Below are 26,116 nucleotides of genomic sequence, written 5' to 3'. Positions count from 1 at the left end.
GTTTTTGTGTACGGGCTGCAATAAATTGCGTATTCTGCGTTCAAGAGAACTCGCTATTCTTTTGACAAAATACCGTGTTTGATTTCGCATCATGCAGATCCGAGCCGCGTTAGCGGCGTAGCTCAGGCGCCGGGTAAGTGGGCACCCGCAGGACTTGGGCGGACGGTTTGTTATAGGGAGGACAGACCGATGGCCCGTGGCCGACCGAGAAAAGTGAGTACCAAGGACGCGCTTCATTCCGTGATGGTGGCCTTCTGGCAGAACGGCTATTCGGGCACCTCCATGAGTGATCTGGCCGAAGCTTCCGGAATGGCCAAACCAGGCCTCTATGCGGCCTTTGGCGACAAGGAAGCTCTGTTTGAAAAGGCGCTGCTCCATTATTTCGAAACCTATGGTGGACCAGTCTTCTCAAGGTTGAACCTGGCGCGCAAGGATGTTGTCAGCGACTTCCGCGATTTTCTCGGCGCCATTGCCGACCTGACGCTCGACCAGAACACGCCGGCGGGTTGTTTCCTGGTCAATGCGCTGGTGGATTGCACCTACGGACCGGAACGACACCAGGAGGTGGTTACAGGATTGCGCGAGTCTCGCTTCAATGCGATCCGGGACCGCTTGCTGAAAGCCGCAGACGCCGGAGAACTTCGCGATGACGCGGATATCGATCGCGCGGCGACTTTCCTCGATGGGCAGTTCTCGGCAATCGCTCTTCTGGGCCGCAGTGGCATCAGCGAGCCTGAGCTGAAGACCTTTGTGGAGACCGGTCTGCAGTCGCTGCCGGTGCGCGACGAGCTGGCCGGGTTTTCCGACAGCGCCTTGAATTCGCCTATCTTACGACAGTGATCCGCTCGGCCGCCCGGGTGACGGCCGTATAGAGCCAGCGGCTCTTGTGTTCGCGAAATGCCCAGCTTTCGTCGAACAGGACGACGCTGTCCCATTGTGAGCCCTGGGCCTTGTGCACGGTGAGCGCGTAACCGTAGTCGAATTCGTCGGCCTTGCGCCGGATGGCATAGGGTATGGCCTCGGCACCGTCTTCGAACATGGCCGGCAGCACCTTTACCTTCACGGCCGTCCGCGAGAGTTCGTCCTCCGACACAACATCGAAACGAAGCGTGTTGCCGCGCGGCGGACGTAGCCGCTTGACCGTCCAGAGGCCGCCATTGAGCAAACCCTTGGTCTTGTCATTGCGCAGGCAGACGAGCTTGTCACCGACAGCCGGCATCGGCGTGTCGAATTCCTTCAGTTCCCGGATGCGCCCGTTATAGAGCCGGCGGGTCTTGTTGGTTCCGACCAACACCTGGTCAGCGTCCAGGATCTGGTCCTTGTCGATCTCGCGCCGGTGAATGACCTTGCTCTCGCCGAAGACACCATAATCGAGCTGGCCGCCGTCCCGGATGGTCATGGACATGCGTACGATCGGATTGTCCTGAGCCTGGCGGTGAACCTCGGTCAGCATCACATCCGGTTCGGCTTCGGTGAAATACCCGCCGCCTTTGACCGGTGGCAGCTGCGCAGGGTCGCCCAGCACAAGCACCGGCGTGCCGAACGACAGAAGATCCTTGCCGAGCTCTTCGTCAACCATCGAGCATTCGTCGATGACGATCAGGCTCGCAGTGGCCGCTGCGCTGTCGCGCTTGATGGCGAATTGCGGCCCGCTGTCCTCCTCATCGTCATCGAGCTCTTCTTCTTCCTTGGCGGAGCGCGGACGGTAGATCAGCGAATGGATCGTCCCGGCATCCTCGCAGCCCTTCTGGCGCAGAACATGGGCTGCCTTGCCGGTAAAAGCACCAAAGCACACGTCACCGTCGATGCCTTCGGCGAGATGACGAGCAAGCGTGGTCTTGCCGGTGCCCGCATAGCCGAACAGGCGGAACACCTGACGGTCGCCGCGCTTCAGCCAGTCGGCGGTTTGCTGCAGGGCGTCATCTTGTTGCGGGGACCAGGCCACGGAGAAGCTCCTTCGGGATCAGACCCGGTTGCTTACCCTGAAATATGCGATTCGACCACGGTGGATTTTGGGTTCCCGGCGGTCGGATCACCCAAGCACCGAGAACGAACTTTCTTTCGTCAGTTCCCGTTTCCTGGAGAAGGTCGCCGTGTTGAGAGCATGGTCGACATGGCTGAGACGGAACTGCAATGGCGCGTTGTCCTGGTCGCCGCCGTCTTCGCAGTAGGAGATGAGATCGGCCATCAGGCGGCCTGCGACCGGCGCGTTCTTGAATTGGTTGCCGCTGGTGCCGATGGCCAGGTAATAGCCGTCGACATCGGTGCGGTCATAAACCGGCAGCCAGTCGTCGGTGGCATCATAAAGATCGGCAATGCCGACCGGATGCTGCGAAACGCCCAGCTCGGGCAGGCGCTGCGAATAGCGATAGGCATAGGCCAGCGCCCGATCGGTGAGGTCGCGCGCAAAGTCGTCCGGGTTTTCTTCGATATGGACGTCGCAGGCCGGGTTCTGGCTGCCGATCATCAGCTGACCACCGCTACCGGGTTTGACATAGACCGCAATGTCGTTGTCGGAGACAATCAGCCCCTCCCGGGAATAACCGAGGCGATCCGGTGGCTTGATCTGCACCACTTCCTGCCGTAGCGGGCGATGGCCGATCCTGATGCCGGGATCGCCTTCAAGCAGCGCGTTCACCTTGCCGGAATGCGGTCCGGCGACATTGATCACGATACCGCCCGGAACATGCGTTCCGTCTTCGCACGAGACACCGGTTACCCGGTTGTCCTGGACGGGAATGGCCGTGACCCTGGTGTTGAAACGGAACTCCGCGCCCAGGCGAACGGCGGCGTCCTTGAGGTTTCGTGCGGCGATCTGCGGGTCGTCCACATAACCGCTCCAGGGAAAATAGACCCCGCCGTCAAGCGCGCCGCCGGTTGGCGTGCCGAAGTCGTCGTCCTCCATGGTCTTGGCGGGTGCATAGCAGGTGAGGTCATAGCCGGGCAGCTCATCCTGAATTTTCGCCGCGCCCCAATGTTCATAGGGAATGCCAAGCCGGTCGGCATGTTCCAGCACGTGTTTTTGATAATTGTCTGCGGCCGTCTTCATGACCAGCGTGCCGGTTTCAACAAAGCGTGCAAGGCCTTCCTCGGTCTCAGCGCCGATTGTCTGCTGCCAGACCTTCCAGTCATGATAGCCTTCCAGGGCCATCGCGGTGCCGTCGAGCGTGGAATAATAGGTCCGGATGACGGCGGCAGAGGAAGAGGTCGATCCATAGCCGGCTGCCGGAAGGGCATCGACATTCAGGGTCTTGTAGCCCTTGCGGGAAAGGGACAGGGCAACAGCGCAGCCAATGATACCGGCACCGATGATGATGGCGTCATAGCGGGCAGGGGAGGCGTTTTGTGCAGCCATTGCAGGATTCCTTTTGACTTTTGGTCCAAGAACAAAAGACGCGCCTGTCTTTGTCTACCGTTAAAACCGCCAATCGGTGTCAAGATCCGGCCATGGAGGTTAGAAAAACTACGAAAATGAAGATATTTTTCTTCATATATTTAATTTTATCACCAATATGGTGAATATGATAACCTGTGCAGAATTTGTTCCCAAGTCTCAAATTGAAGCCTGAGTTTCTGTTCCGCATAGTGGAGTCGTTCTCGGTTTTTACCGCTATTTCAACAATTTGGAGACTTTCGTGCCGCGCGCAAACTTCTGCGAATGGCCGACACTGGCGCTTATCCTGGCCACGTCGGTAACCTGGATGCTGTTGATTGGATTATACGGCGAACTTGGCCCCTGGGTGGTTTGTCCCTTGGCTGCGATGGCGGTGACGCTGCAATCCTCCCTGCAACATGAAGTGCTGCATGGGCACCCGACCCGCAATCCGGCGGTCAACGAAGCGCTTGTCTATTGTTCACTTGGTCTCTGGATTCCCTATCGCCGGTTCAAGTCGCTGCACCTGCGTCATCACAACAATGACCGTTTGACCGACCCTTATGATGATCCGGAAAGCTTCTATCTGGCATGGCGCGACTGGCAAAGCCTGCCGAGGCCGATCAAATTCGTGCTGACACTCAACAATTCGTTGCTCGGGCGTCTGTTGATCGGTCCGGCGGTATCCATGGTCGGTTTTCTGGGAGCGGAAATCCGGATGATGCTGGCCGGTGACCGAGTGGTCATGCGGGCCTGGCTACACCACATTGCCGGCGCGGTGCCGGTGATCCTCTTCGTGACACTTGTCGGCGGCATACCGCTCTGGTTTTATCTTCTGACCGTCGCCTATCCGGCCATGAGCCTGTTGATGCTGCGCACCTTTGCCGAACACCGGGCCCACGAAAATGCGGAAGCCCGATCGATCATCGTGGAGTTCTGCCCGCTGTTTTCACTTCTGTTCCTGAACAACAACCTACATGTCGTTCACCATGCCAATCCGAGAACGGCCTGGTACAAGCTGCCGGGGATCTATCGCAGCAATCGGGACGACTGGCAGAAACGCAATGAAGGTTATGTCTTCGCAAGCTATTTCGCTCTCGCGAAGCGGTATTTCTTCAAAGTGAAAGAACCGGTGGCCCACCCGCTCAGGCACACGCCGGCTCAGGTGGGCGTCGCGCCGGAAAGGGTGGCGTCTTGACGGATAGTCCCTTTTTGCAAGTCCGGCTGCCGATGTATGACTGGCCGGAAGTGCGGGATGCCACGGCGGATCTTGAAAGCGCGCTGCAAGGTGCGCTTTCCGGCGTTCTGGGGCTCGCCCGAGGCGAGCTGCGGGCCTGGCCGGTGACCGATGATCTTGAAGCGGTCTGGCGGCATCCGGATCTGCTGCTGACCCAGACCTGCGGCTATCCATTGACCCACGCGCTGGACGGCAGGGTGCGGGTGCTTGGCGCACCGGTTTATGATGCCGAGGGCTGTGACGGCCCGCAGTATTGCAGCCATCTTGTGGTTCGTAGCGACAGCCGGTTTCAGAGCCTGGAGCAGTTGCGCGGGCGACGAGCGGTCTTTAACGGATCGGACAGCCAGTCGGGCATGAATGCCTTTCGGCATGCGGTGGCGCAACTGACTTCCGGTCGCGTGTTCTTTTCCGATCTCGTGCAAAGCGGCAGCCATCTCGGGTCGATGAGAGCCGTCGCAGCCGGTGAGGCAGATGTTGCCTGTATCGATGCGGTCTGCTGGTCACTCGCCCGCCAGGAACTTCCCGAACTGACAGCTTCCTTGCGCGCAATCGGGCAGACGGCAGGGGTGCCCGGCCTGCCGTTCATTACATCGCTTCGCTTCTCCGATGCTGAAGCGGATTTGATTGCGGACACGGTCGAACAGGTTCTGACAGGGCCTGAAACGGTAAAAAGCCGCGAGCGCCTTGGCATTCGCGGCTTTTCAAAACTCAATGTCAGCGACTATTCCGGTATCCTGGACATGGAGAGCCAGGCGGCCGCGCTGGGATATCCGGAGCTGGCCTGACGGCCAGCTGATCCGGTTCAGCGACCGGTTTTCCGGACTGTTGCGGTTTCACGCAGGCGCAGCGCCTGGTTCATGCGGGCCAGTTCTGCAGCGGAATGGCCGGAGACAACACCCATGAGGTTGGTGCCGAGTGCTTGTGCAAGATAGGTCATGGCGTTCCCAATCCTGATTGTTCGATTGTGAGTAAAACTGCGGTCCACTGCTTTAATTTCAGGCCGCTTGCCCCTTATATGTGCGTTTCTTGCCTTTCAATCAATCGAATAGTATTCATCTATTTGTTCAATTTTTTTGAACTGAGCGCCGGAGACCCCTTCAGATGCAAAAATTGCCGGGAACAGGCATTCCGCTGATCGATCTCGAACTCTATCGCACCTTTGTTGTGATCGCGGAAACGTCAAGTTTTACAAAGGCTTCCGAGCTTGTCGGGCGGACGCCGTCTGCCGTCTCCATGCAAATCAAGAAACTGGAAACCATCCTGGGACTTGCAGTCTTTGCAAGGGAGGGTCGCACGGTGCGCCTAACTCCGGAAGGCGAAGCGCTGCTGGGATATGCCCGCCGGATCCTGATGCTGAATGAAGAAGCGGTCGGCCTGTTCCTGTCGCCGGCCGTTGAAGGCGAGGTGAGATTCGGTGCGCCGTCCGATTTCGGGACGCGGTTTCTGCCCAATATCCTGTCGCGGTTTGCACGCTCTCATCCCGGTGTGAATGTCGATGTGCATCTGGATGGCAGTCCGGTGCTGGATGAGAAGATCCGGAAGGGGGAACTGGACCTGGCCCTCTTCACGGCCCGGCCGGATACCGGTCTCGCCAAGGGCGGGGAGATCGTTTTCACCGAGCCGCTGGTCTGGGTCGGTCTTGAAGGGGGCATCGCCTATGAGCGCGATCCCTTGCCCCTTGCGGTCTCAACTCCGGGCTGCCCCTGGCGCAGGGCTGCGCGGATCGCGCTCGACGATGCCCAGAAGCCCTACCGGATTTCCTATACGAGTTTTCACAGCGCCGGACAGGAAGCGGCCCTTCTGGCCGATCTTGCGGTCGCGCCCTTTCCGGCGAGCGTGATTGAATCTCCGCTGCAGGTGCTGGACGAGCGTCACGGGCTTCCGGAGATCGGTGACTATCACATTGTCATGCGCGAGCGCGCCAAGGCCGGCAAGGCAACCCATGCCTTTGCGCAGCATGTCGAGGAATGTTTCAAGGAACTTGGCTATGGCATGACCGTCTGACGGTCAGCGCGTGAACAGGTCCTGGTTCTGAGAGAAATAATCCTTCGTGAAATCGGCAAAGGCCCTGACCTTGGCGACGCGCCGGAGGTCGCCGTGATAAAGGATCCAGATGTCATAGCCGCTCTGGACCGGAACGCCCGGCACGCGGACAATGCGGGGGTCGGCATCACCGGCAAAGGCCGGAACCTTGATGAGACCCAGGCCCTGCGCGGCTGCTTCGATCTGCATGGAGACTTCCGGCAGGACATGGCGCACGGCGGCCTTCGGAAACGGGCTCGTGGCCACCCAGTCCTGAAATTCGCTCCAGGCGATCCAGTGTGCACCTTCCCCGCGTGAGCGAGCGAGCTCCGGGTGTCGTTCCAGATAGGCGGGCGCGGCGTAGACGGCCTGCACGAAGGTCACCAGCTTGCGGCCATAAACGTCTTCGTCGACCTCACGGGCAACACGAAGGGAAACATCCGCTTCGTGGCGGCTCAGGTTCGAGATCCGGTTGGTGGCGATCGTGTGAACCGAGATCTCCGGATAGGCTTCTGTAAATCCACACAACATGTCGGCCAGGAGGCCATGGGAAAGCGCGGGCGGCAGGCTCAGGCGGATGACGCCGGAGGGTTTGAGATCCAGACCGGACAGCTTGCGGGCGATGCTGCTGACCTGCAATTCCATGTCCTCGGCAGGCTCGATCAGGCTTTCTCCCGATGCTGTCAGCTGCAATCCACCTGTTGTCCGGTCGAAGACGCGTGTGCCGAGATCCTTTTCAAGCGCGGAAATCGCCCGATGAACGGTGCCGTGATTGACTCCGAGTTTTTCCGCCGCCTTGCGGAAGCTGCCCGTGCGCATGGCGATCAGAAAAATGCGCAGGTGATCCCAGTCGAGGGTCTGTTTCATGGCAGATACCGTTGCAGCTCAAAGATTTGGATGGGTGGATTGTTTTTTATCCACTCCGGCCAGAATGAGCGTATTCCTTAGTGAAAATCAATCCACCACCTTGTGGAAAGGCGGAGGTCCGCCGGCTCCAATTGATTGTGTGATGGATTGATGATGACCAAAAGATCTGACCTTGAAACGAACCGGCGTGGATTGCTGAAAGGCGTCCTCGCAGGCGCCGCCGCGGCAACGCTCGCGCCCTCGCCAGCCGCTCGGGCCCAGACGCCTGACGCCGCAGCGAATGCGCCCTACGGCGTTCCGATTTCACCGGACTTCCCTTTCACCAAGAAGCACGTTTCGGTGAACGGGTCGACGATCAGCTATGTCGACGAAGGCGATGGGCAGCCTGTCGTCTACCTGCATGGCAACCCGACGTCGTCCTATCTCTGGCGCAACATCATTCCGCATCTGCCGGAAGGCCACCGGGCCATCGCGCCGGATCTGATCGGCATGGGCGACAGCGGCAAGCCGGACATTGACTACACCTTTGCCGACCACGGGGCCTATCTTGATGCTTTTCTGGATCAGTTGGATTTAAAGAACGCGATCCTGGTGGTGCATGACTGGGGCTCGGCGCTTGGCATGCGCTACGCGCGGCGCAATCCGGAGCGGATCGCCGGTCTTGTCTTCATGGAAGCCATCGTGCCGCCCGCCATGCCGGCATCTTCCTACGAAGCGATGCCGGAACCGATCGCGGATTTCTTTCGTTTGATGCACACCGACGAAGGCGCAGAGCTGGTGCTGCAAAAGAACTTCTTTGTCGAGGAAGTGCTGCCCAATCTCGGTGTCATGCGTGAGATGACCGAGGCTGAGATGGACGCCTATCGCAAGCCGTTTCCGACGCCGGCCAGCCGGAAGCCGGTTCTGGCCTGGCCGCGTGAAGTGCCGATTGCCGGCAAACCTGCCGATGTAGTTCAGGAAGTGACGGAAAACGGGGCCTGGCTGCTCTCCAGCCAGATCCCGAAACTGATGTTCTATGGCGAGCCGGGGGCGATCGCTCCAAAACCCGTCGTCGACTACCTCTCGGCGAATGTGCCGAACCTGGAAGTTCGCTTCGTCGGGGCGGGCACGCATTTTCTGCAGGAAGATCATCCGCATGTCATCGGCCAGGGAATTGCCGACTGGTTGCGCCGTCTTTGACGTTCACTGAGGAGGAAAACATCATGGCCGAACTTGTTGTGACGCAGACGGTCAAGGCACCGCTCGCCGAGCTCTGGCGGAGCTGGGACCGGTTTGACGAAATCTACCGGTTCAATCCGGTGATCAACCAATCACCGTTGCTGCCCAGGAGCACGGCAACCGGCCTCGGTGCCGAGCGGGTGTGCAAGCATGTCGACGGCAAGACGTATCTGAAAGAGCGGATCATCGGCTATCAGCCCGAAGAGCATATCGTGGTCGACATCTTCGAAGCGAATGTCCCGCTCAAGCAAGCAAGTGTGACACTCGACTTTGAGGCTCTTTCGGCGATTGAAAGCCGTGTCACGATGCGGTTCAGTTTCACACCCAAGTTTGGCCTGCTCGGCCGGCTGATGATCCCGCTGATGAAATCCCAGTTCCGCAAAAATCTGGCCGGTCTGCTTGCCGCCAATGCGGATTTTGTCGAGAACGGTGTCGAGACCCATCCGAAGATGGCGGCATAACACCGCTTCTGAGACTTGCAAGGCCCCGGACGCCGATCCGGGGTCTTGTCGTGTGCCCTCCTTAGGACGGCGCGTTAACCATATTTCTCCTTTCCGGGGATGGTTCGCAGCTGGTGACTGGCGCAAAAGTTAACGAGCGGTTACGATTCATGGTAAATGAACCGTTAACAGCGAGACGCGTCATGAAAACCATCTGCAAAACCCTGCTGGCTGCAACCGGCCTCAGCCTGATGGCAAGCGGTGTTGCTCTTGCAGGCGATACCACGCGCATCCTGCATGACGAGCCCTATGGGGCCATCGTCACCAAGGAAGCTGGTGTGCTGGTGTTCCGTGGTCTGCCGCCGACCCGCAAGGTGGTCGTCAATCCGGGCGGTAAAACCCCGCTGGAGCTGAAACAGACCGAAGTCAACGAAACCAACGTGGTCGTTGTCACGCAAAGCGACTATGTACGCAGCCTTGGCGCCAAGATCCTTCGTCTGAAGTAGGCTGTCCCGACAGCTCTCGGTTGTCACCCCGGACAAGCGCAGCGCAGATCCGGGGCCCAGGCCTCCGAGCAAGCAGATGAGCGCATTGCGGCAGACATTGGAGTGTCCTTGGTCCCCGCTTTCGCGGGGAGGACATTGCAAGACTCCCGCACGGCCTATCCATTTTCGTCATTGCAGGGCAGGGCCCTGCAATCCATGCCGTTCCGTCGCTTCAAGCGCAGCTCTGTCCGCAGAGAGCCCATGGCATGGGTCCCATGGTCAAGCCATGGGATGATGAAGAAAGTGTGGCGAGCGGTATTCGTGCGTCCCGACGCTCGGCGCCTGCTGTTTGTCATCCCGGACGAAGCGAAGCGGAGATCCGGGACCCAGTACTCCCGGCTCCCTGAATGAGGGAACCCGCCTGGTTCTGTGTCTACTGGATACCGGTCTTGCCGCGTTGCGGCAAACCGGGATGACAAGGTAAGGCCAGTTTCGCGCTGTAGCGGCATGGATGCCATGGTCGAGCCATGGCATGACGAACCGGGATTTGGTGGCGGTTCGCCCCTTACTGCATTCCGGCCCCTCAGCCTTGCATCCAACTGAACCCTGCAAAGGCGCTCAGGTGTGAAGCTTCGGGATGAAAATTCTTCGGGTGACGCAGGCGGTTTCAAAACTCTCCGTTGTCATCCCGGCCAAGCGAAGCGCGAGCCGGGACCCAATACACTGTGGGGCCCTGAATGAGGGAACCCGCTTGAATCTGTGTCTACTGGATCCCGGTCTTGCCGCGTTGCGGCAAACCGGGATGACAAGGTAAAGCCGGTCTCACGATGCAACGACATTTCGGCGCAAAGGGCAAAGGTCGCTAAATCGCCCGTCCCATCAACCTTGCATCCCAGGGATAGGTGCTCAAGCGCTCGTAACCGGTTTCGGTGATCAGCAGCTGCTCTTCCAGCTTGACGCCTTCCTGGCCGCCATGGCGGCCGACATAGCTTTCCACACAGACCACCATACCCGGCTCCAGAAAACCGTCATAGCCGCCTGCGGCCCAGTCGGCCGGGTAGGGCACGGCCGGGTATTCATCGCAAAGGCCGACCCCATGGAACAGCACGGAATAGCGGTTGGCGAGATAGTTGTCCGGCAGGCTGGTTGCCTCGTGGGACAGTTCCCGAAAACTGCTGCCTGGCGCAAGCATCCCGATATTGGCCTCGATCTGGTCGACCGCCATCTGGTAGAGCGACCGCTGTTCGTTGGTGGGCAGGCCGTCGCCACACAGCCAGGTGCGGGAAATGTCGCAGCACATGCCATAGGGCCCGACGAGGTCCGTGTCGAAGGCGACCAGCTCTCCTTCGTTGATGACCCGGGCGGAGGCCTCCTGGAACCAGGGATTGGTGCGCGGTCCGGAGGCCAGCAGATGGGTTTCGATCCATTCGCCGCCGCGGCGGATGTTGCCGGCGTGTAGCATGGACCACAGATCCCATTCGGTCATGCCCGGCCGAAGGGCCGCTTCCATTTCCTTCATGGCCGCTTCGCAGGCCGCGATCGAGCGGCGCATGGCCCTGATCTCGTCCGGGCATTTGATCGCCCGGGCAAGTTCCATCACTTCTTCGCCGTCATGGATGGTGATGCCATGGCCCTCGAGTGCTGCCACGCCTTCGCGCCGGGCCTTGTCCAGAGCAATCCGGTGATTGCCGCCGCCATGGAGCTTCACCAGATCGGCGAGTTCGTCTGCCCATCTTTGGGCGAGTTCCTCAGAGCGCGGGCCGGATTCAAAGTAGAACCAGGGCACGCCGTGGCGGATTTCGTCGACCAGATAATTGTGCGCCGACAGGTGTTCGCAATTGTGAAAGTCGAAAGCGACGACCGGTCCTTCCAGCGCAACGAATGTGTAGCGCACGGCGTTGTGCGTCGACCAGACCTGCATGTTGGTGGCGTCGGTTGCGTAGCGCACGTTGAGCGGATCGCAGAGGATCGCGGCGGACAGGTCGAAACGCTCAAGCTGTCCGCGGATACGCTCCAGCCGGTAGCGGCGCACGGTGTCCAGATCCGGTGCGGCCAGCCCGAGAGCCGCCCATTCATTCTCCGCAAGGTCGCCATAGCCGAGCACATGCCGGTTCAGCACCGTGGCCTTTTCCGTGGCATAGGCGGCCAGCGCCTCGTAGCCTGCCGCATCGCCCGGGTGTGCCGGCAGATGTGCAGGCATGATCTTGCGCCGATGGCGGCCGAAATGTTCTGTATTCATGCAGGCCCACACTCCTCCTTTGTGGCACCACCCGAACCGGGTGGGATCTACATGCGCATGCGTTCGGCCTTCGGGTCGAACAGCGGGTCCGGGTTGATGGTTGCCTTGCGGCGTTCCCCGAGAATTTCGATCTCGAAGGCGCCGTCGCCGAAGTCCCGGGCGAGCTCGGTCGGGACATAGCCCTGGGCGAGCGACCGGCCGACAAAATGGGCATAGCCACCGGACGTGATCCAGCCGATCACCTTGCCGCCATGCCAGATCGGCTCGTCGCCCATGACATCGGCATCGCCCGCATCGACCATGAAACTGACCCGCATCCGTTTCGGCCCCTCGTCGAATTCCTTTTGCGCAGCCTCGCGGCCGATGAAGCGGTTCTTGCCCAGCTTCACGAACCGGCCGAGGTCGGCTTCATACGGACCGTAGATCGGCCGGAACTCGCGGAACCAGGTTCCAAAGTTTTTTTCCAGTCGCAGCGCCAGCAAAGCCCGCATGCCGAAATTCCGGATGTCGAACTCCGCGCCGGCCGCCATCAGCGCTTCATAGATCTGCCGTTCGTATTCCGGTGTCATCCAGATCTCGTAGCCGAGATCGCCGGTGTAGCTGATCCGGTTGACCTTGCAGGGGGCGTTGGCAACGTCCATCTCGCGGAAGTCCATGAAACGGAAAGCGTCCTTCGAGACATCGTCGCCGGTGACCTTTTCCAGCACTTTCCGAGCATTCGGCCCGGCAATGGAGAGGCCGACCCAGCCGAGATTGATGGCCCGGAGCGTGACCGAGCCGTCCTCCGGCAGGTGCTGCTCGAACCAGCGCATGTGGTAGACCTCGGCCTGGGACGAACCGAACATGTAGAAGGTTTCATCCGATGCCCGGGCGATGGTGAAGTCGCCGATGATCTTGCCGTTTTCATTGAGCATCGGGGTCAGCACGATGCGGCCGACCTTGGGCATGGTGTTGGTCATCAGGTTGGAGAGATAGTCCTCCGCGCCCGGTCCGCTGATTTCGTATTTGGCGAAGTTGGCGATCTCGGTGATGCCGACGCTTTCGCGGACGGCCCGGCATTCGGCGCCAATCGGATCGAAATCGTTGGACCGGTGGAACGAGAAGATGTCTTTGGCGTCGGTGCCTTCCGGCGCAAACCAGAGCGGCGTTTCCAGACCCCAGCTGTCCCCCATCACCGCGCCCTGCTGCAGCATGCGGTCATAGAGCGGCGTGGTCTGGTGGGGACGACCGGCCGGCAGTTCTTCGTTCGGAAACCGGATGCGGAACCGGCGGCGGTAGTTTTCCTTCACCTTGGCGTTGGTATAGGCGAGCGTTGCCCAGTCGCCGTAGCGGGCGACATCCATACCCCAGATGTCATAGCCGGGGTCGCCGTTGACCATCCAGTTGGCGAGCGTCAGGCCGACGCCGCCGCCCTGGCTGAAGCCGGCCATGACGCCGCAGGCGACCCAGTAGTTCCTGAGGCCGCGTACCGGACCGACAAGCGGGTTGCCATCCGGGGAGAAGGTGAAGGGACCGTTGATGATCTGCTTGATGCCGGCATTTTGCAGCGCCGGGAAATGCTCGAAGCCGACTTCCAGTTCCGGCGCGATGCGGTCCAGATCCGGGGCGAGCAATTCGTGACCGAAATCCCAGGGTGTCTCGCGCGGGCTCCAGGGGCGGCAGTTCTGCTCATAGGTGCCGAGCAGCATGCCCTTGCCTTCCTGGCGGGTGTAGATCTCGCCGCCAAAATCCAGAACCCCGATCAGTTCCTTGCCGGTTGCCTCATTATGGGCAACGACTTCCGGCATCTCGTCGGTGAGGAGATACATGTGCTCCATCGCGAGAACCGGTAACTCGATGCCGACCATACGGCCGCATTCACGGGCCCACAGACCGCCGGCATTGACCACGTGCTCTGCCCGGATCGTGCCCTTGTTGGTGATGACGTCCCAGGTGCCGTCCGGTGTCTGAACCAGTTCCTCCACCTTGGTGTGCCGGTAGACGGTAGCACCGCCGACACGGGCGGCCTTTGCATAGGCATGGGTGGTTCCGGACGGATCGAGGTGGCCTTCGATCGGATCCCAGAGCGCGCCGATGAAATGCTTCTCGTCCAGCATCGGGAACATGGTCTTGGCCTCGGCCACCGAGATCAGTTCCAGTTCCATGCCGAGATAGCGGCCCTTGGCCTGGGCGAGACGCAGGAAGTCCATGCGTTCCGGCGTGTCGGCGAGCATGACACCGCCGGTCAGATGCAGGCTGCAGGACTGACCGGAGATTTCCTCCAGTTCCTTGTAGAGATCAACCGTATAGCTCTGCAGCTGGGCGACATTCGGATCACCGTTGAGTGTGTGGAAGCCGCCGGCGGCATGCCAGGAGGATCCGGAGGTGAGTTCATCGCGCTCCACCAGCGTAACGTCCTTCCAGCCGAGCTTGGTCAGGTGGTAGAGCACGCTGCAGCCGACAACGCCGCCGCCAATGACAACAACCTGGGTGTGGGTCTTCATGAATTCCGCTCCGGAGTGGCCTGTTCATCGCGGTCAGGCCTCAAGATGTGAGATTTGAAGTTTAAAAGTCGGTCGGCGCGCCGCCCTCGGCCTTGCGTTTTTCGACAAAGGCGGTGATTTCCTCGTCGACAGCCGGATCGAGGGGCGGTTGCTCATAGGCCGCGAGCGCTTCTTTGTAGAGCCTGTTTGCCTTGTCATAGGCGATCGGGCTGCCGGCCTCCTGCCAGGTCTCGTAGTTGCGCCAGTCCGAGACGATCGGCGGATAAAAGGCGTCCTTGTAACGGGCCTGGGTGTGCTCGGTGCCGAAGAAATGGCCGGCCGGGCCGACATCCCGGATGGCGTCGAGGGCCAGGCTCTCTTCGGAGACGTCCAGCGGCGTCAGGTATTCGGCGATCTTCTGAAGCAGGTCGATGTCGGTGATGAATTTTTCGAATCCGGCGCTGAGGCCGCCTTCCAGCCAACCGGCCGCATGCTTGATGATGTTGGCGCCGCCATTGATCGCGCCCCATTCCGACAGGGTTGATTCAAGGGCCGCCTGATAGTCGACCGTGTTGGCGGCACACACGCCGGAGGAGCGGAACGGCAGTTGGTAGCGTCTTGCAAGCTGACCGCTGACCAGTGCCGCCTTCATGTATTCCGGTGTGCCGAAGGCCGGAGCGCCGGACTTCATGTCGACATTGGAGGTAAAGCCGCCATAGACGACCGGCGCGCCCGGACGCACCAGCTGGGCAAAGGCAATCCCCGCCAGTGCTTCGGCATTTTGAAGCGTCAGCGCACCGGCGACCGTTACCGGCGCCATGGCACCTGCGAGCGTGAACGGCGTCACGATGGACACCTGTCCGGCACGAGCCATCTCGATCAGGCCCTGCAGCATCGGCGTGTCGAGACGCAGAGGCGACGAGGTATTGATCACGGTCACGATGCACGGTGTATCCACCAGCTCCGACGGTGTCAGGCCAAGCGCGATCCTGGCCAGCTCGATGCCGTCCTGATTGCGCTCCTTGCCGAGCGAATAGAGATGAAGGGCCTTGTCGGTCAGCCGGACCGCATCGGCAATACAATCGAGGTGCCGGACGGAGGCGTGAATGTCGACCGGCTCGACCGGATAGCCGATCGGGGTGTGAATGATGTTGAAGAACTGGGCCAGCTTCAGAAGCTTCCGGAAATCCTCCTGATTGCCCGGGCGTCGTCCGCCGTCGCGGTCCACAACATTGGGCGCGCTGGCAACACAGGAAAAGACGATGGCATCGCCGCCGATCTGAAGATTGTGGCTCTTGTTGCGGGCGTGCAGCGTGAACTCGGCCGGGGCCTTGGCGATCAGCTCTTCAACCAGGGCGCGGTCCATGCGGACGCGGTCCTGACCCGGTGTCACGTCTGCGCCGGCGGCCTTCAGCATTGCCTTTGCTTCCTCGTGCAGGAAGTCGATGCCGATCTCTTCCAGAACGCGCATGGAGGCGTCGTGGATCGATTCCAGCTCGTCTGCGGAAATCGCTTCGACAGGCTTGAAGATATGCCGCGGCTGTCTGAACGGTTTTTGCGGGAAGAGGTCCGGCGTGGCTTTTTCCCCACCGCGGCGCCGACGGCCGCGCCGGGCCGGTTGCGCCTCGCTGACCATTGCCGTGTCGATATCCGCCATCTGCCTGTCCGTTCGCTGGTTTGAAATGTCGGGGCCCGGCTGCTGAAATTTGCAGGACCTCATTCCTGTCAGTGTCATTGACTGTAGCGGAGCGGAGTAATTTTCCGGGCAGTCTCAGAACGACCATCAGTGCTCCGTCTCCGACATTGCGGCCAAGAGCAGGGTTTCAGTCTGCCCGATGTGCAAGTTTGGCTTGACGCAATGCGCTGTGAAGGCGATCAGGACAGAGGTGATAGGCAAAGAGGATTGGCGTGAACGCTCAGCTGTCGGATACAGATCTACTTGGTTTTCTGCGGGGCCGTCTGCCGGTCAGGGACTGGGGCGCTGCGCATTTGCGGCCATTGCCGGTCGCCTATACCTGCCGGTTCTGGCGTCTCGACGTGCCGGGCCGCAGCTATGTCATCAAGGAGTTTTTTCCCGAAAGCGAAAACAATCCGCTTTTCCCGACCCTGCCGGCACAGGAGGCCGATGCACTCGCTGTTCTGGCGCGGCACGATCTGTCACCGGAACTGGAACTCTTCGCCACCAGCCCGGTCGGCACTCCGGTCCTGGTCTATGGCTATCCAAGCCCTGAAAACAATGAAATCGACGTCGCCGAGGTCGCCGAACTGATCGGCCGGTTCGCCGCCCTTGAAGAGCCGATCCAGGGGCATCAGGTTTTTCCGGCGGGCTTTCATGAAGTCCTGGCCAAAGGGGACGAGATGCTCGCCCTCATTCCGGACAGCCGCAAGGCCGCCAATCTCAAGCGCCTGCGTCCACAAGATGTTCTGGTAAGCAGGGGGCAGGTTCACCAGTCGCTGGTGCATCGCAGCCTTTGCCTTGGAACCATTCAGGCGACCGGTGTTGGAGCCCGGCTCATTGACTGGCAGTTCGCGGGCCTGGGAGATCCGGTGGAGGACATCGCCTGTTTTGTCTCTCCCGGCCTGGCAACGCTTTACGGCCTGCACCCGCTGGTGGCTCATGCCGAAGAGCTCTTTCTTGAAAGCTACCCGGATCAGAAGATTGTGGAGCGGTTCAAGGCTGAGCGGACCGGTTATCACTGGTGTTTCGCAGCCTATTGTCTGTTTCGCCACGAGACGCTGATGCAGACCAACGCACCGGCTGCACGCGCCTATGGTCGCGCGCTCGAAGAGGAAGTCGATCTGCTGTTGCGGCTAAAATAAATACAAGTATCGATAATTATGACAATGTAATCAGCCTGTCACAGGAGGAGGATAACGGGAGGCATGTCCATACAGCTTGCCTCTGTTACTAAAGCCTTCGGGTCACACAAGGCCCTCCATGATGTCAGCCTGTCGATCGAGGACGGCACATTCTTTGTTGTGCTCGGACCGTCGGGTTGTGGCAAGTCCACACTCTTGAGAGCGATCGCGGGCCTGGAGCCAATCGATACCGGTGAAATTGAACTGGACGGTGTGCCGGTTGCCCGGGACGGTTTTCATCTGGCGCCTGAAGATCGCCAGGTCGGCGTGGTGTTCCAATCCTATGCATTGTGGCCGCACATGAGCGTTGCCGGCAATGTAGCCTTTCCCCTGGAGACAGCGGGAAAACGACGGTCGGTCGTTTCGGCGCGGGTCGCGGAGTGCCTGGAGAGCGTTGCCCTGACGCCGTATCTGCATCGCAGACCGGCAGAGCTTTCCGGTGGCCAGCGTCAGCGCGTCGCTCTGGCACGCTGTCTGGCGCAAGGAGCCGGCACGGTGCTCATGGACGAACCGCTCGCCAATCTGGATCCCCATTTGCGCGCCGCCATGGAAGAGGAGCTTTCCGCCTTTCACAAGGCGAGCGGTGCCACCACGCTTTTCATCACGCATGACCAGCGGGAAGCTATGGCTCTGGCAGACCAGGTCGCGGTGATGTGGGATGGCAAGATCCTGCAAGTCGCCGACCCCGACACGTTGTACCGTCGTCCGGCAACACAACAGGTTGCCGGTTTCATCGGCCGCAGCACGCTCGTGCCCGTGACCGTGGAACGGGTCGAGGACGGCGAAGCGCTGGTCAGGTTCGGTGAGGTGACCATCGAGGTCGATTGTCCGGACGATTGTGCGCCGGGGGCAGCGACACTCCTGTTGCGTCCCGAACATCTTGTTCTGGCCACCGGCGCCCGGGGCTTCGAAGGGACCGTCGAGCGAACCATCTATCGTGGCGGCTATTGGGAGGCCTTTGTTCGTGTGCCGGGTGTCGATCAGCCAATGATGATGCTCCTGAACCGCAGAGCTGCAGCCGGCGATGTGCTTCGCCTGGATGTGCTGCGGGGTTGGGTTCTGGCGGATTAGTGGTGTACCCAGATTGTCATCTCCGCGAAGGCGGAGACCCAGTAACACTCATACCTAATTTTTTGCCAGTAACATTTGCCTGGGAGTCCTCGGTCCCGCATCTCCGCCAAGCTGTGTGCGGGATGACAAAAGAAATGTCTCAAGGTCATCAATTGCTGCCGTCAATCCTTCCAGGGGATGGTGCCGGCGGGCACTCTCTTCGACAAGGCGTTCATGGCGACCATGATGAAGATGGTGGCGACGACCACAACAGCGGACATGGCAGCCGCCAGGGTCGTGTAACCGCCGTCCTCATAGTTGAAAATCGTGGTGCCGATGGTCTCGTTGCCCGTCGACCAGAGCAGGGCGGAGACCGTGACTTCGTTGTAAGCGGTCAGGAAGACGAGGATTGCGCCCGAGGCCGCGGACGGGGCGGTCAACGGGGCAAAAATGCGCCGCATGCGGCGGAAAAAACCGGCGCCCGATACGCGGGCAGCGTCTTCAAGAGCCCCATCCATCTGCAGGAAGGCCGCTGCGACCGGTTTCAGTCCCACGGCCAGGAACACCGACACATAGGCAATGCCGATGATCCAGAGCGTGCCGTAAAGCGAGAAATTCAGGATCGGCAGAGGCCGGATGAAAGCCAGGATGAAGGCGATGGACATGACGAGGCCTGGCACTGCAAAAGCGATTTCCGACTGGGTCAGGGCGAGCCCCGCCCACCGTCGGAGGCCGCGGCTTTTGTGCGCCAGGAAATAGCCGAGCAACAGGCTGATCAAGGCAATGACGGCGGCCGCGAGCCCGGCAATGAGTGTGGAATTGGCGAAGGCTCGCAAGGTGACCGATTGGCGCCAGAGCACTTCCGTGAAGTTGTCGAGCGTCAGCGTCTCCAGCGACAGCGGCAGGCCATAGGTCTTCACCAGGGACGTTGCCAGGAGAGACGCAGCTGGCAGCAACAGGACGCCGCCGACGAAACTCCAGAGCAGGGCTTCGATATAGGGGCGCTTGCGGCCGAGCGAGATTGCCAAAGGGTCCTGAGGCAGTCCGATCAGACTGGAGCGCATGCGCCGCTGCAACAGGCTCTGCAAAAGGATTGCAACAAGGGCGACGCAGGCCAGAATGACCGAGATCACGGCGACATTCGGCAAGACATCCGGCCCGAAACTGGCAAGACGGCGCCAGACAAGCACGGGCAGGGTGGTGTAGCGGGCAGGAATGCCGATCAGGGCATTGATGCCGAAATTCCCGAGCGCGGCAACGAAGGCGAGCGCGAACCCCGCCAGCAGGGAGGGCCCCAGCAACGGCAGTGTGACCCGGCGCAGCATCAGGAAGGCGCCTGCTCCGGAGACGCGGGCTGCATCGGACAATTCGCGCGGGAATGATCGCAGCGCGGCCCGGACGAGCAGGAAGACCAGCGGGCTGTGCTGAAGGGTCAGCAACAGGACGAGGCCTTCTCGGGAATAGAGTGGGTGCGTTGAGCCGAGTTCCGGTGCAATGCCGATCCAGCGGAGCACCGGACTGGCCGGGCCAAGGGCCTGGATCCAGGCAATTGCCGTGACATGCGGCGGGATCATCATTGGCAACAGGATCAGGAAAACGAGCAGACCCTTTGCCCGAATGTCTGTGAGGCCGACAAGAAGGGCGAGCAGAGTGCCGAGACAGGTGGCCGCCAGCGCGGACCAGAAGCTGCTTTCGACCGAATGCCAGAGCGCCCGTTGAACGGAGCGGCTCTCAAGGGCTTCCAGAAGCGGACCGAACGCCAACCTGCCCTCGTCCGTCAGGCCAGTCTTGAACAGAAGCAGCAGCGGCAGACCGCAAATCAACGTGGCTCCCAGGACCAGGAGCAGCAGGGTTGATTTTTCGGAGGTGAATCTAAGTGACATGGGCGCTTTCAGCTACCGCGTCATTCCGGGCAGTTACATAAGCGGAGAGGCAGCGCAGCTTGGCCGCGCTGCCACAATCTTTCTGCGGAAGCCGCTTAGCCGCCGAAGATTTCAGTGAACTTGATCTTGTTGGCCTGGTCCTGTTCCAGGGCCTTGGCGGGGTCGAAGTCCATCAGCTTGATCTGGTCGCGCGCCGGAAAGCCCTCCGGAGCCGCAACGGCCGGGTGGGCCGGCAGATAGCCTTGGGACGCAGCCAGTTTCTGACCGTCTTCAGATATCACGAAGTCGACAAAGGCCTTTGCCGCATCCGGGTTCTGGGCGGTGGAGAGGATTGCAACCGGTTCGGTGACGGCGGAGACGCCTTCTTCCGGGAAGACGAACTCAACCGGTGCGCCTTTCAGCTTCTCGCGGATCGGCAGGAAGTCGACGACAAAGCCGTAGAGTTTCTCACCACCGGCGATGGCCTTGTAGGTGCCGCCATTGCCGCCCTTCGGGTTGGCGCCCTGGTCGGCCAGGCCTTCATAATAGGCCCAGCCAAGGTCCGGGTTCGAGGTCAGAGCTGCCATGTGAATGGTCGCAGCGCCGGAGGTCAGCGGCGACGGCATGGCCAGCTTGTCCTTCGCTTCCGCTTTCAGCAGGTCCTTGTAGGAGGTCGGCTTGATCGGGGCATTGGTGTTGTAGACGATGCCCGAGGTGATCAGCTTGGTGGAGAAGTAGGTCTTGTCGTCGTCCATGATGGCCGGATCATAGGCGGAGACATCCGCGCCCTCGTGGGCCATCAGACGGCCTTCCTGTTTCAGGCCTTCCATGGTGACCATGTCGGCAATCAAAAGCACATCCGGCTTCGGCGCGCCTGCTTCGAATTCGGCGCGCAGCTTGGCCATCATCTTGGTGGTGCCGTCGCGCACCCACTCAACTTCGACGCCCGGGTGCTTGGCAGTGAAGGCGTCGACAGTCGCCTGGGCGTCTGCATTCGGCTGAGAGGTGTAGAGTACCAGTTTGCCGGTAATATCTTCGGCATAAGCGGATGTGGTTGCCGCTGCCAGAAGGCCGGCTGCAATCAGAAGATTTTTCATGTGACAGATCCCTTGCGCAAACCGCGTGATTGGGTGCGGATAAGGCATCGCCTAGCACTTTAATATGACAGTAATATTCCTAAATCATCAATGGTTATAATAAATTAGCCGGTTAAATGTGTTCTGATGCTGTGGTTTGCGATGCGAGCGCAACCGGTCAAGGCTGCGCCCGTCTGTCGATGGTGGGAACACCTAGAGGTAGCTGACCCGCGTTCCTTCGGACACAAGATCGAGGCCCTGCGTCACTCCTTCCAGAGCTTTCGATAGAACCGAAGCCGGCTCAAGATAGAGCGCATATGTGGAGTGGTGAATTGGCAAGATCTTTTGCGGCTGCGTAAAAGCAAGGAACTTTTTGAGATGTTCCGCCCCCATGCTGATTTGTCCAAGTGAGCCGGTCGATCCGACACCACCCATATGGGGGATCAGGATGTCCGGGCTGCCGAGCGGTTTGATCGCCTCCAGCACGGTGTCGGTCGGAAAGGTGTCTCCGGTCCAGTAGACCGTTTTCGACCAACCGCCCTGCTGAAACCGAAGCCAGTACCCGTTTCCCGGACCGAGAAGAGCAGAAATGTCCGGATCTTCGGAATGATCTGCAGGAACTGCTGTGATCGAAATGGAAGCCGATTCTGTTTCCAGAACATGTGTCTTGTGCCAATCAGCTCGAGTCAGATCAGAGAAACCCTTCTCCCGCATAGCGTCCAGGTCGTGAGCCGGGACGAGGGTGGGCATTTCTTTTGGAAGCGCTGCCTCGGCTGTCTGGTCAAAATGGTCTTCGTGCAGATGCGAAAGAAGAAGGTGATCGACTTCTCCCAGATCGATCCCTTGAAAGGAGGTCCGGCGCTCGTGAAAAATGGTGTTCGGTCCCTTCGCAAGATCGAACATCTCGTTTGGGTTTGCCATCTGGAAAGCGTTCTTGCCCTCTCCGAACGCCGGGTCGGTCAACAGCGTCAGCCCACCAAACCTGATCAGGAGCGTCGCACCGCCCAGCCAGGTTATGTCAAGGCGCGGAGGGGTGTCGGACCCGGCGGCTTCCGCCGGGGCGGCGCCGGCCAGACTTACAGGTGCGGCAAGTGACAGGGCGCTGCCAGTTTTCAGAAAGTTACGCCGGTTCATTTCGATACCTCATGGACGGTTGATGCAGCGCATGAGGTAGATCTTTCTCAATGTTCGAGGTAGTCAGATAATCTTGAACTGTTTGACTGAAAAAATCGGACGATGACAACACTCTCCCACCTTGAGACTTTCCTGGAAGTTGCGAACCGCGGCAGCTTCGCTTCGGCGGCGCGCGGGCTCGGGTTGCCCAAATCCACCGTCACGGCCCGGGTCAGGGCACTGGAAGATGAGCTCGGGGTCGCCTTGTTCCGGCGAACAACGCGGCAGGTTCAGTTGACCCCCGAGGGGGAAACCTATCTGTCCCGGGTTGGCCCGGCGACACGCCAACTGGAAGAAGCTGCGGAATTGCTGAAGTCCGCACAAACGCCGGAAGGCGACGTCAGGCTTTCTGTGCCGGTGGATTTGCCGCTCGACCTGTTGGCCAACGCGATCAGTGCGTTCCGGGTTTCCTATCCGAAAGTCAGCATAGACGTGCACATCAGTGACCGTCCCGTCGACCTGACCGCCGAGCGTTTCGATTTTGCGCTGAGAGGCAATCGGGTGACTTCGGAAAATGTCATCGTCCGCAAGATTGCAGCGAGCCCGATGACTGTCGTCGCGCGTCCTGATTTTTTTGCCGTAGCGCCATTCGAAACGCTGATCGCTGAGGGCAAGGTGCTTGATCCCGCCGGTTCACTGGGCAATGCCTTGCCCAAGACAGCCGCGCAGGCATTCAAAACACGCAATTTGCAACTGGCGCGGGAGCTGGTCCTTGTGTCTGATGTGGCCGCGGTCTTGCCGCGTCCGTTTTGCAAGGAGCTCCTGACCAGCGGCAGGCTTGCCGAACTGGATGCGAGACCGGCCCTCCCGGATCTGCCGCTGTATGTCGTGTTGCCGGAGCGGAGACTGCTGCCGACGCGCGTGCGCCTGCTGGTCGATCATCTTGCCCGCAGTCTTGGCTGATAGATCGAAAATTGTGTTCGCTCGTATGCAAGCATTGCCGGGGGGACGCAGGTCGGCTATCACCGCCCAACCAGGTGTAAATCGATTTAGGAAAGGCGTTATTCATGAGCTCTCAAGGTGCGGTCGCAGAGATCGGATTGATCGGGTTGGGCACGATGGGCGGCAATCTGGCGCTCAATATCGCCGAAAACGGCTTTCAGATCGCGGTCTATAACCGCACGACCGAAAAGACCGGTCAGTTCATGGATAAAGCCGGCGAACTGGCGTCCCGGCTGGTCCCGGCCAAGAGCCTGGAGGATTTTGTTGCCTCTATCAAATCCCCGCGCGCGGTCATTCTGATGGTTCCTGCCGGTGAAGCCGTGGATGCCCAGATTGAGGCCTTGCGGCCGTTGCTCGATGCTGGAGATCTGATCATTGATGCGGGCAACGCCAACTACCACGATACCAATCGGCGCGCCGAAGAGGCTGCTGACAAGGGGCCGCGCTTCATGGGCATCGGTGTCTCCGGTGGCGAGGAAGGTGCGCGTTTCGGCCCGTCGATCATGGGCGGTGGCGCCAGGGATGCCTGGGATCAGGTCGGGCATATCCTGGAAGCGATTTCCGCCAAACACGAAACCGAACCCTGCGCTGCCTACCTTGGCGAAGCCGGGGCGGGCCACCTGGTCAAGACCGTTCACAATGGCATCGAATATGCCGACATGCAGATGATTGCCGAAGTCTACGGCGTGATGCGTGACGGTTTCGACATGTCGGCCGATGAGATTGGTGATGTCTTTGAAAAGTGGAACGGCGGTATCCTGCAGTCCTACTTGATCGAGATCTCCGGCAAGGTCGCCAAGACAGCAGACCCGGAAACCGGCAAGCCGATGCTGGATATCATTCTGGACAAGGCGGGGCAGAAGGGCACCGGTCGCTGGACAGCGATCGAAGCCCTGATGCTCGGCACACCTGCAAGTGCCATTGAAGCGGCGGTTGCCACCCGCAACATGTCGGCTCGCCTGGAAGAGCGCAAGGCGGGTGAAGCTGCCTTCGGTGCTGCACCTTCCGGCATGGACCGCGAGGTTGTCACTATCGATGCATTGGAAGCGGCCCTCGTCGCAGGCAAGATCATCTGCTACGCGCAAGGCTTCGGGCTGATCCTGGAAGCGGCCCGGCAATATGGCTGGGCCATGCCTCTGCCCGAGATCGCACGGATCTGGCGCAATGGCTGCATCATTCGTTCCGCCATGCTGAACGACATGTCCGCCGCCCTTGCCAATGATGCGGAGCGCAACCTGATGCTGGCGCCGTTCTTCTCGGAAAAACTCAAGCAGACCGAGGCGATGTTGCGTCAGGTGGTTGCCCAGGCCGCCCTGCATGGGCTGCCGGTGCCGGCGCTTTCCGCGGCTTTGTCCTATTTCGACATCATGCGCACCGGCCGCTCCACGGCCAACATGCTGCAGGGCCAGCGGGACTTTTTCGGCGCGCACGGGTTCGAACGCACGGACAAGGACGGTGGCGGTTACCATGGCCCCTGGGCAATGGGTTAAGCCAGAAGACAAAGAAAAGCCCCGCGATTGCGGGGCTTTTTGCTTGCTGCTGCGATGTTGATCAGCTGCCGGCCTGTAGACCGGTGTCCATCAGGGCCTTGATCTGGCCTTCGGCGGTGCCGGCAACGATCCGTCCGAGCTCCTGGTCGCCTTTCAGGACGAGGAGCGTGGAGCGGCGCGGGATCCGGCGGGAGGTCGAGACCTCGTGGCCGCCATAGGCATCCCAATCGACCCGCACAAAGACCATGGCCTCGTCATAGGCCGGATTGGCGGCGCGCAGGGCACTGATTACCCGTTCCTGGCGGGCACAGGTGCTGCACCAGCTGGCCGCATAATCGACAAAGACGGTCTTGCCCGCGGCCAGGTGTTCCTCGATGAGGCCCGGCTTGTAATCGACCATACCGCTTGCCAATGCGCCCTTCGAAAACAGCCCGGTGCTGAGCACAGTGCCGGTGGCCAAACCAAGAAACATGCGTCTGTTCATCGGAGTTCCTTTCAAGTTGGAAGGTCAGAAGCGGACCGAAAGGTCCTGCAGCCAGATGGGCATGATCTGCATGGCCCATTCGTCGATCACGTGGTTGATGTTGAAAAAGAGCAGCAGGCCGACACACAGGAAGACAGCGCCCATGATCGGCTTGGAGCGTTCGGCTATGCCGCGCAGCTTGTCGGTGCGGTTGCGCAGGGTTTCCCGGGCACCAAATCCGAGACCGACGATCAGCGTCGAAACACCCAGGGCGAAGAACACCATGATGAGGGCCGCCCAGGCGAGGTTTTGGCCCTGCGAGGCAAGCGCTATTGCTCCGCCGAGGGTGGGGCCGATACAGGGCGACCAGACAGCGCCCAGAAGAACTCCGCCGAGGAACTGCCCTTTCAGGCTGCCTGTATCGGTGTCCGTCATCTTCTGGCCGGCCGAGCCGGAAAATCCGGCAAAGGCGAGTTCAAATCGCTGGGAAAGCGCAGGCACAAGCAGAACTGTGCCGAACACCATCATCAAAACCGCCCCTATCCTGGACATGAGTTCAGCCGTCAGGCCAATGGCGTATCCCACGGTTGCCACAAGCATGCCGACGGCAACAAAAGAGACACTCATGCCGGCTGCGAGGGCCACGGGAGCACGCCGGTCCTGGTTCAGCGCGGAGGCAAGCACGATTGGCAAGACCGGCAAGACACAGGGGTTGATCAGCGTCAGCAGCCCGGCGAGATAGGCAAGCGGCAGTTCAAGCATGTGATCGAGAGACCCTTTGCTCAATGTCATCCGACAGGTCCCGCGTCATGCCGGACCAATCAGGCGACTAGATAGGTCGCCGGCCGAAGCCTGTCC

At 60.3% G+C, this 26,116-nt stretch carries 23 protein-coding genes; 11 read left to right on the top strand and 12 right to left on the bottom strand.

The window, feature by feature from the left end:
• Window positions 1–189: 189 nt before the first annotated feature.
• On the top strand, window positions 190–840 hold the full coding sequence (locus ACO6TG_RS10830) for a TetR/AcrR family transcriptional regulator (protein ID WP_422378189.1): 651 nt from the start codon (window positions 190–192) through the stop codon (window positions 838–840).
• Here ACO6TG_RS10830 and ACO6TG_RS10825 read toward each other — a convergent pair.
• Both ACO6TG_RS10825 and ACO6TG_RS10820 read right to left on the bottom strand, forming a co-directional pair.
• Window positions 824–1,945: an ATP-dependent DNA helicase gene (locus tag ACO6TG_RS10825; RefSeq protein WP_422378188.1), complete on the bottom strand. Its 1,122-nt coding sequence runs from the start codon at window positions 1,943–1,945 to the stop codon at window positions 824–826. The two genes, ACO6TG_RS10830 and ACO6TG_RS10825, sit on opposite strands and share 17 nt — an antisense overlap.
• Before the next feature lie 87 nt (window positions 1,946–2,032).
• Entirely contained in the window at window positions 2,033–3,355 is a 1,323-nt protein-coding gene (locus ACO6TG_RS10820) for an NAD(P)/FAD-dependent oxidoreductase (protein ID WP_422378187.1), read from the bottom strand.
• 280 nt (window positions 3,356–3,635) lie between these two features.
• Between ACO6TG_RS10820 and ACO6TG_RS10815 the strand changes: the two genes are divergently transcribed.
• Both ACO6TG_RS10815 and ACO6TG_RS10810 read left to right on the top strand, forming a co-directional pair.
• Window positions 3,636–4,571: a fatty acid desaturase gene (locus ACO6TG_RS10815; RefSeq protein ID WP_422378186.1), complete on the top strand. Its 936-nt coding sequence runs from the start codon at window positions 3,636–3,638 to the stop codon at window positions 4,569–4,571.
• Window positions 4,568–5,395: a phosphate/phosphite/phosphonate ABC transporter substrate-binding protein gene (locus ACO6TG_RS10810; RefSeq protein ID WP_422378185.1), complete on the top strand. Its 828-nt coding sequence runs from the start codon at window positions 4,568–4,570 to the stop codon at window positions 5,393–5,395. The genes ACO6TG_RS10815 and ACO6TG_RS10810 overlap by 4 nt, the downstream gene beginning before the upstream one ends.
• Before the next feature lie 17 nt (window positions 5,396–5,412).
• Here ACO6TG_RS10810 and ACO6TG_RS10805 read toward each other — a convergent pair whose 3' ends face one another.
• Window positions 5,413–5,547, bottom strand: a complete 135-nt coding sequence (locus tag ACO6TG_RS10805; RefSeq protein ID WP_256386388.1) for a hypothetical protein — start codon at window positions 5,545–5,547, stop codon at window positions 5,413–5,415.
• 164 nt (window positions 5,548–5,711) lie between these two features.
• Between ACO6TG_RS10805 and ACO6TG_RS10800 the strand changes: the two genes are divergently transcribed.
• A complete protein-coding gene (locus ACO6TG_RS10800) occupies window positions 5,712–6,614 on the top strand; it encodes a LysR family transcriptional regulator (RefSeq protein WP_422378184.1) in 903 nt (300 codons plus the stop codon).
• A 3-nt stretch (window positions 6,615–6,617) separates the two neighbouring features.
• Here the strand turns inward: ACO6TG_RS10800 and ACO6TG_RS10795 are convergent, their stop codons facing one another.
• Window positions 6,618–7,499 carry a LysR family transcriptional regulator gene (locus ACO6TG_RS10795; protein ID WP_422378183.1) on the bottom strand — a complete coding sequence of 294 codons (882 nt, stop codon included), beginning with the start codon at window positions 7,497–7,499 and terminating at the stop codon, window positions 6,618–6,620.
• A gap of 153 nt (window positions 7,500–7,652) precedes the next feature.
• Here ACO6TG_RS10795 and ACO6TG_RS10790 point away from each other — a divergent pair, with 153 nt between their 5' ends.
• The 3 genes from ACO6TG_RS10790 to ACO6TG_RS10780 all read left to right on the top strand — a co-directional run bounded on the left by ACO6TG_RS10790 (window position 7,653) and on the right by ACO6TG_RS10780 (window position 9,663).
• On the top strand, window positions 7,653–8,678 hold the full coding sequence (locus tag ACO6TG_RS10790; RefSeq protein WP_422378182.1) for a haloalkane dehalogenase: 1,026 nt from the start codon (window positions 7,653–7,655) through the stop codon (window positions 8,676–8,678).
• Between the two features lie 23 nt (window positions 8,679–8,701).
• The gene (locus ACO6TG_RS10785) at window positions 8,702–9,178 is read left to right on the top strand and encodes an SRPBCC family protein (RefSeq protein WP_422378181.1); all 477 of its coding nucleotides are present in this window, start codon (window positions 8,702–8,704) and stop codon (window positions 9,176–9,178) included.
• Window positions 9,179–9,360: 182 nt separating this feature from the next.
• Window positions 9,361–9,663, top strand: a complete 303-nt coding sequence (locus ACO6TG_RS10780) for a hypothetical protein (protein ID WP_422378180.1) — start codon at window positions 9,361–9,363, stop codon at window positions 9,661–9,663.
• A gap of 841 nt (window positions 9,664–10,504) precedes the next feature.
• On the opposite strand, the gene ACO6TG_RS10775 is transcribed toward ACO6TG_RS10780, so the two are convergent.
• The 3 genes from ACO6TG_RS10775 to ACO6TG_RS10765 all read right to left on the bottom strand — a co-directional run bounded on the left by ACO6TG_RS10775 (window position 10,505) and on the right by ACO6TG_RS10765 (window position 16,000).
• Window positions 10,505–11,881, bottom strand: coding sequence for a M24 family metallopeptidase (locus ACO6TG_RS10775; RefSeq protein WP_422378179.1), 1,377 nt, complete (start codon window positions 11,879–11,881; stop codon window positions 10,505–10,507).
• Window positions 11,882–11,928: 47 nt separating this feature from the next.
• Window positions 11,929–14,364 carry a GcvT family protein gene (locus ACO6TG_RS10770; protein ID WP_422378178.1) on the bottom strand — a complete coding sequence of 812 codons (2,436 nt, stop codon included), beginning with the start codon at window positions 14,362–14,364 and terminating at the stop codon, window positions 11,929–11,931.
• Between the two features lie 61 nt (window positions 14,365–14,425).
• Entirely contained in the window at window positions 14,426–16,000 is a 1,575-nt protein-coding gene (locus ACO6TG_RS10765; protein ID WP_422378177.1) for a trimethylamine methyltransferase family protein, read from the bottom strand.
• A gap of 251 nt (window positions 16,001–16,251) precedes the next feature.
• On the opposite strand from ACO6TG_RS10765, the gene ACO6TG_RS10760 reads away from it, so the two are divergent.
• Window positions 16,252–17,163, top strand: coding sequence for a phosphotransferase (locus ACO6TG_RS10760; RefSeq protein ID WP_422378176.1), 912 nt, complete (start codon window positions 16,252–16,254; stop codon window positions 17,161–17,163).
• 63 nt (window positions 17,164–17,226) lie between these two features.
• Window positions 17,227–18,273, top strand: a complete 1,047-nt coding sequence (locus tag ACO6TG_RS10755; protein ID WP_422378175.1) for an ABC transporter ATP-binding protein — start codon at window positions 17,227–17,229, stop codon at window positions 18,271–18,273.
• Window positions 18,274–18,434: 161 nt separating this feature from the next.
• On the opposite strand, the gene ACO6TG_RS10750 is transcribed toward ACO6TG_RS10755, so the two are convergent.
• The 3 genes from ACO6TG_RS10750 to ACO6TG_RS10740 form a co-directional block, all read right to left on the bottom strand.
• Window positions 18,435–20,135, bottom strand: a complete 1,701-nt coding sequence (locus ACO6TG_RS10750; RefSeq protein ID WP_422378174.1) for an ABC transporter permease — start codon at window positions 20,133–20,135, stop codon at window positions 18,435–18,437.
• A gap of 95 nt (window positions 20,136–20,230) precedes the next feature.
• Window positions 20,231–21,211 carry an ABC transporter substrate-binding protein gene (locus ACO6TG_RS10745; protein WP_422378173.1) on the bottom strand — a complete coding sequence of 327 codons (981 nt, stop codon included), beginning with the start codon at window positions 21,209–21,211 and terminating at the stop codon, window positions 20,231–20,233.
• Between the two features lie 192 nt (window positions 21,212–21,403).
• Window positions 21,404–22,324 (bottom strand): MBL fold metallo-hydrolase, encoded by a 921-nt coding sequence (locus tag ACO6TG_RS10740; protein WP_422378172.1) that lies wholly within the window; start codon window positions 22,322–22,324, stop codon window positions 21,404–21,406.
• 102 nt (window positions 22,325–22,426) lie between these two features.
• Between ACO6TG_RS10740 and ACO6TG_RS10735 the strand changes: the two genes are divergently transcribed.
• Together ACO6TG_RS10735 and gndA are read left to right on the top strand one after the other, a co-directional pair.
• Window positions 22,427–23,266, top strand: a complete 840-nt coding sequence (locus ACO6TG_RS10735) for a LysR family transcriptional regulator (RefSeq protein WP_422378171.1) — start codon at window positions 22,427–22,429, stop codon at window positions 23,264–23,266.
• A gap of 104 nt (window positions 23,267–23,370) precedes the next feature.
• Window positions 23,371–24,795 (top strand): NADP-dependent phosphogluconate dehydrogenase, encoded by a 1,425-nt coding sequence (gene gndA, locus ACO6TG_RS10730; protein ID WP_422378170.1) that lies wholly within the window; start codon window positions 23,371–23,373, stop codon window positions 24,793–24,795.
• A gap of 61 nt (window positions 24,796–24,856) precedes the next feature.
• On the opposite strand, the gene ACO6TG_RS10725 is transcribed toward gndA, so the two are convergent.
• Both ACO6TG_RS10725 and ACO6TG_RS10720 read right to left on the bottom strand, forming a co-directional pair.
• Window positions 24,857–25,267: a thioredoxin family protein gene (locus ACO6TG_RS10725; protein ID WP_422378169.1), complete on the bottom strand. Its 411-nt coding sequence runs from the start codon at window positions 25,265–25,267 to the stop codon at window positions 24,857–24,859.
• A 36-nt stretch (window positions 25,268–25,303) separates the two neighbouring features.
• Window positions 25,304–26,050 (bottom strand): cytochrome c biogenesis CcdA family protein, encoded by a 747-nt coding sequence (locus tag ACO6TG_RS10720; RefSeq protein ID WP_422378168.1) that lies wholly within the window; start codon window positions 26,048–26,050, stop codon window positions 25,304–25,306.
• Between the last annotated feature and the right edge of the window lie 66 nt (window positions 26,051–26,116).

This window comes from Roseibium sp. (assembly GCF_965233565.1).
Classification (GTDB): Bacteria; Pseudomonadota; Alphaproteobacteria; order Rhizobiales; family Stappiaceae; genus Roseibium.
Note: the sequence above shows the minus strand (reverse complement) of the source record. Positions and strands in the feature narration are given on the sequence as shown.

Coding starts and splice junctions, on each gene's coding strand:
- ACO6TG_RS10830 (WP_422378189.1), top strand. CDS start 190: ATGGCCCGTGGCCGACCGAGAAAAGTGAGTACCAAGGACGCGCTTCAT.
- ACO6TG_RS10820 (WP_422378187.1), bottom strand. CDS start 3,355: ATGGCTGCACAAAACGCCTCCCCTGCCCGCTATGACGCCATCATCATC.
- ACO6TG_RS10805 (WP_256386388.1), bottom strand. CDS start 5,547: ATGACCTATCTTGCACAAGCACTCGGCACCAACCTCATGGGTGTTGTC.
- ACO6TG_RS10800 (WP_422378184.1), top strand. CDS start 5,712: ATGCAAAAATTGCCGGGAACAGGCATTCCGCTGATCGATCTCGAACTC.
- ACO6TG_RS10795 (WP_422378183.1), bottom strand. CDS start 7,499: ATGAAACAGACCCTCGACTGGGATCACCTGCGCATTTTTCTGATCGCC.
- ACO6TG_RS10790 (WP_422378182.1), top strand. CDS start 7,653: ATGACCAAAAGATCTGACCTTGAAACGAACCGGCGTGGATTGCTGAAA.
- ACO6TG_RS10785 (WP_422378181.1), top strand. CDS start 8,702: ATGGCCGAACTTGTTGTGACGCAGACGGTCAAGGCACCGCTCGCCGAG.
- ACO6TG_RS10780 (WP_422378180.1), top strand. CDS start 9,361: ATGAAAACCATCTGCAAAACCCTGCTGGCTGCAACCGGCCTCAGCCTG.
- ACO6TG_RS10775 (WP_422378179.1), bottom strand. CDS start 11,881: ATGAATACAGAACATTTCGGCCGCCATCGGCGCAAGATCATGCCTGCA.
- ACO6TG_RS10770 (WP_422378178.1), bottom strand. CDS start 14,364: ATGAAGACCCACACCCAGGTTGTTGTCATTGGCGGCGGCGTTGTCGGC.
- ACO6TG_RS10765 (WP_422378177.1), bottom strand. CDS start 16,000: ATGGCGGATATCGACACGGCAATGGTCAGCGAGGCGCAACCGGCCCGG.
- ACO6TG_RS10755 (WP_422378175.1), top strand. CDS start 17,227: ATGTCCATACAGCTTGCCTCTGTTACTAAAGCCTTCGGGTCACACAAG.
- ACO6TG_RS10750 (WP_422378174.1), bottom strand. CDS start 20,135: ATGTCACTTAGATTCACCTCCGAAAAATCAACCCTGCTGCTCCTGGTC.
- ACO6TG_RS10745 (WP_422378173.1), bottom strand. CDS start 21,211: ATGAAAAATCTTCTGATTGCAGCCGGCCTTCTGGCAGCGGCAACCACA.
- ACO6TG_RS10740 (WP_422378172.1), bottom strand. CDS start 22,324: ATGAACCGGCGTAACTTTCTGAAAACTGGCAGCGCCCTGTCACTTGCC.
- ACO6TG_RS10735 (WP_422378171.1), top strand. CDS start 22,427: ATGACAACACTCTCCCACCTTGAGACTTTCCTGGAAGTTGCGAACCGC.
- gndA (WP_422378170.1), top strand. CDS start 23,371: ATGAGCTCTCAAGGTGCGGTCGCAGAGATCGGATTGATCGGGTTGGGC.
- ACO6TG_RS10725 (WP_422378169.1), bottom strand. CDS start 25,267: ATGTTTCTTGGTTTGGCCACCGGCACTGTGCTCAGCACCGGGCTGTTT.
- ACO6TG_RS10720 (WP_422378168.1), bottom strand. CDS start 26,050: ATGACATTGAGCAAAGGGTCTCTCGATCACATGCTTGAACTGCCGCTT.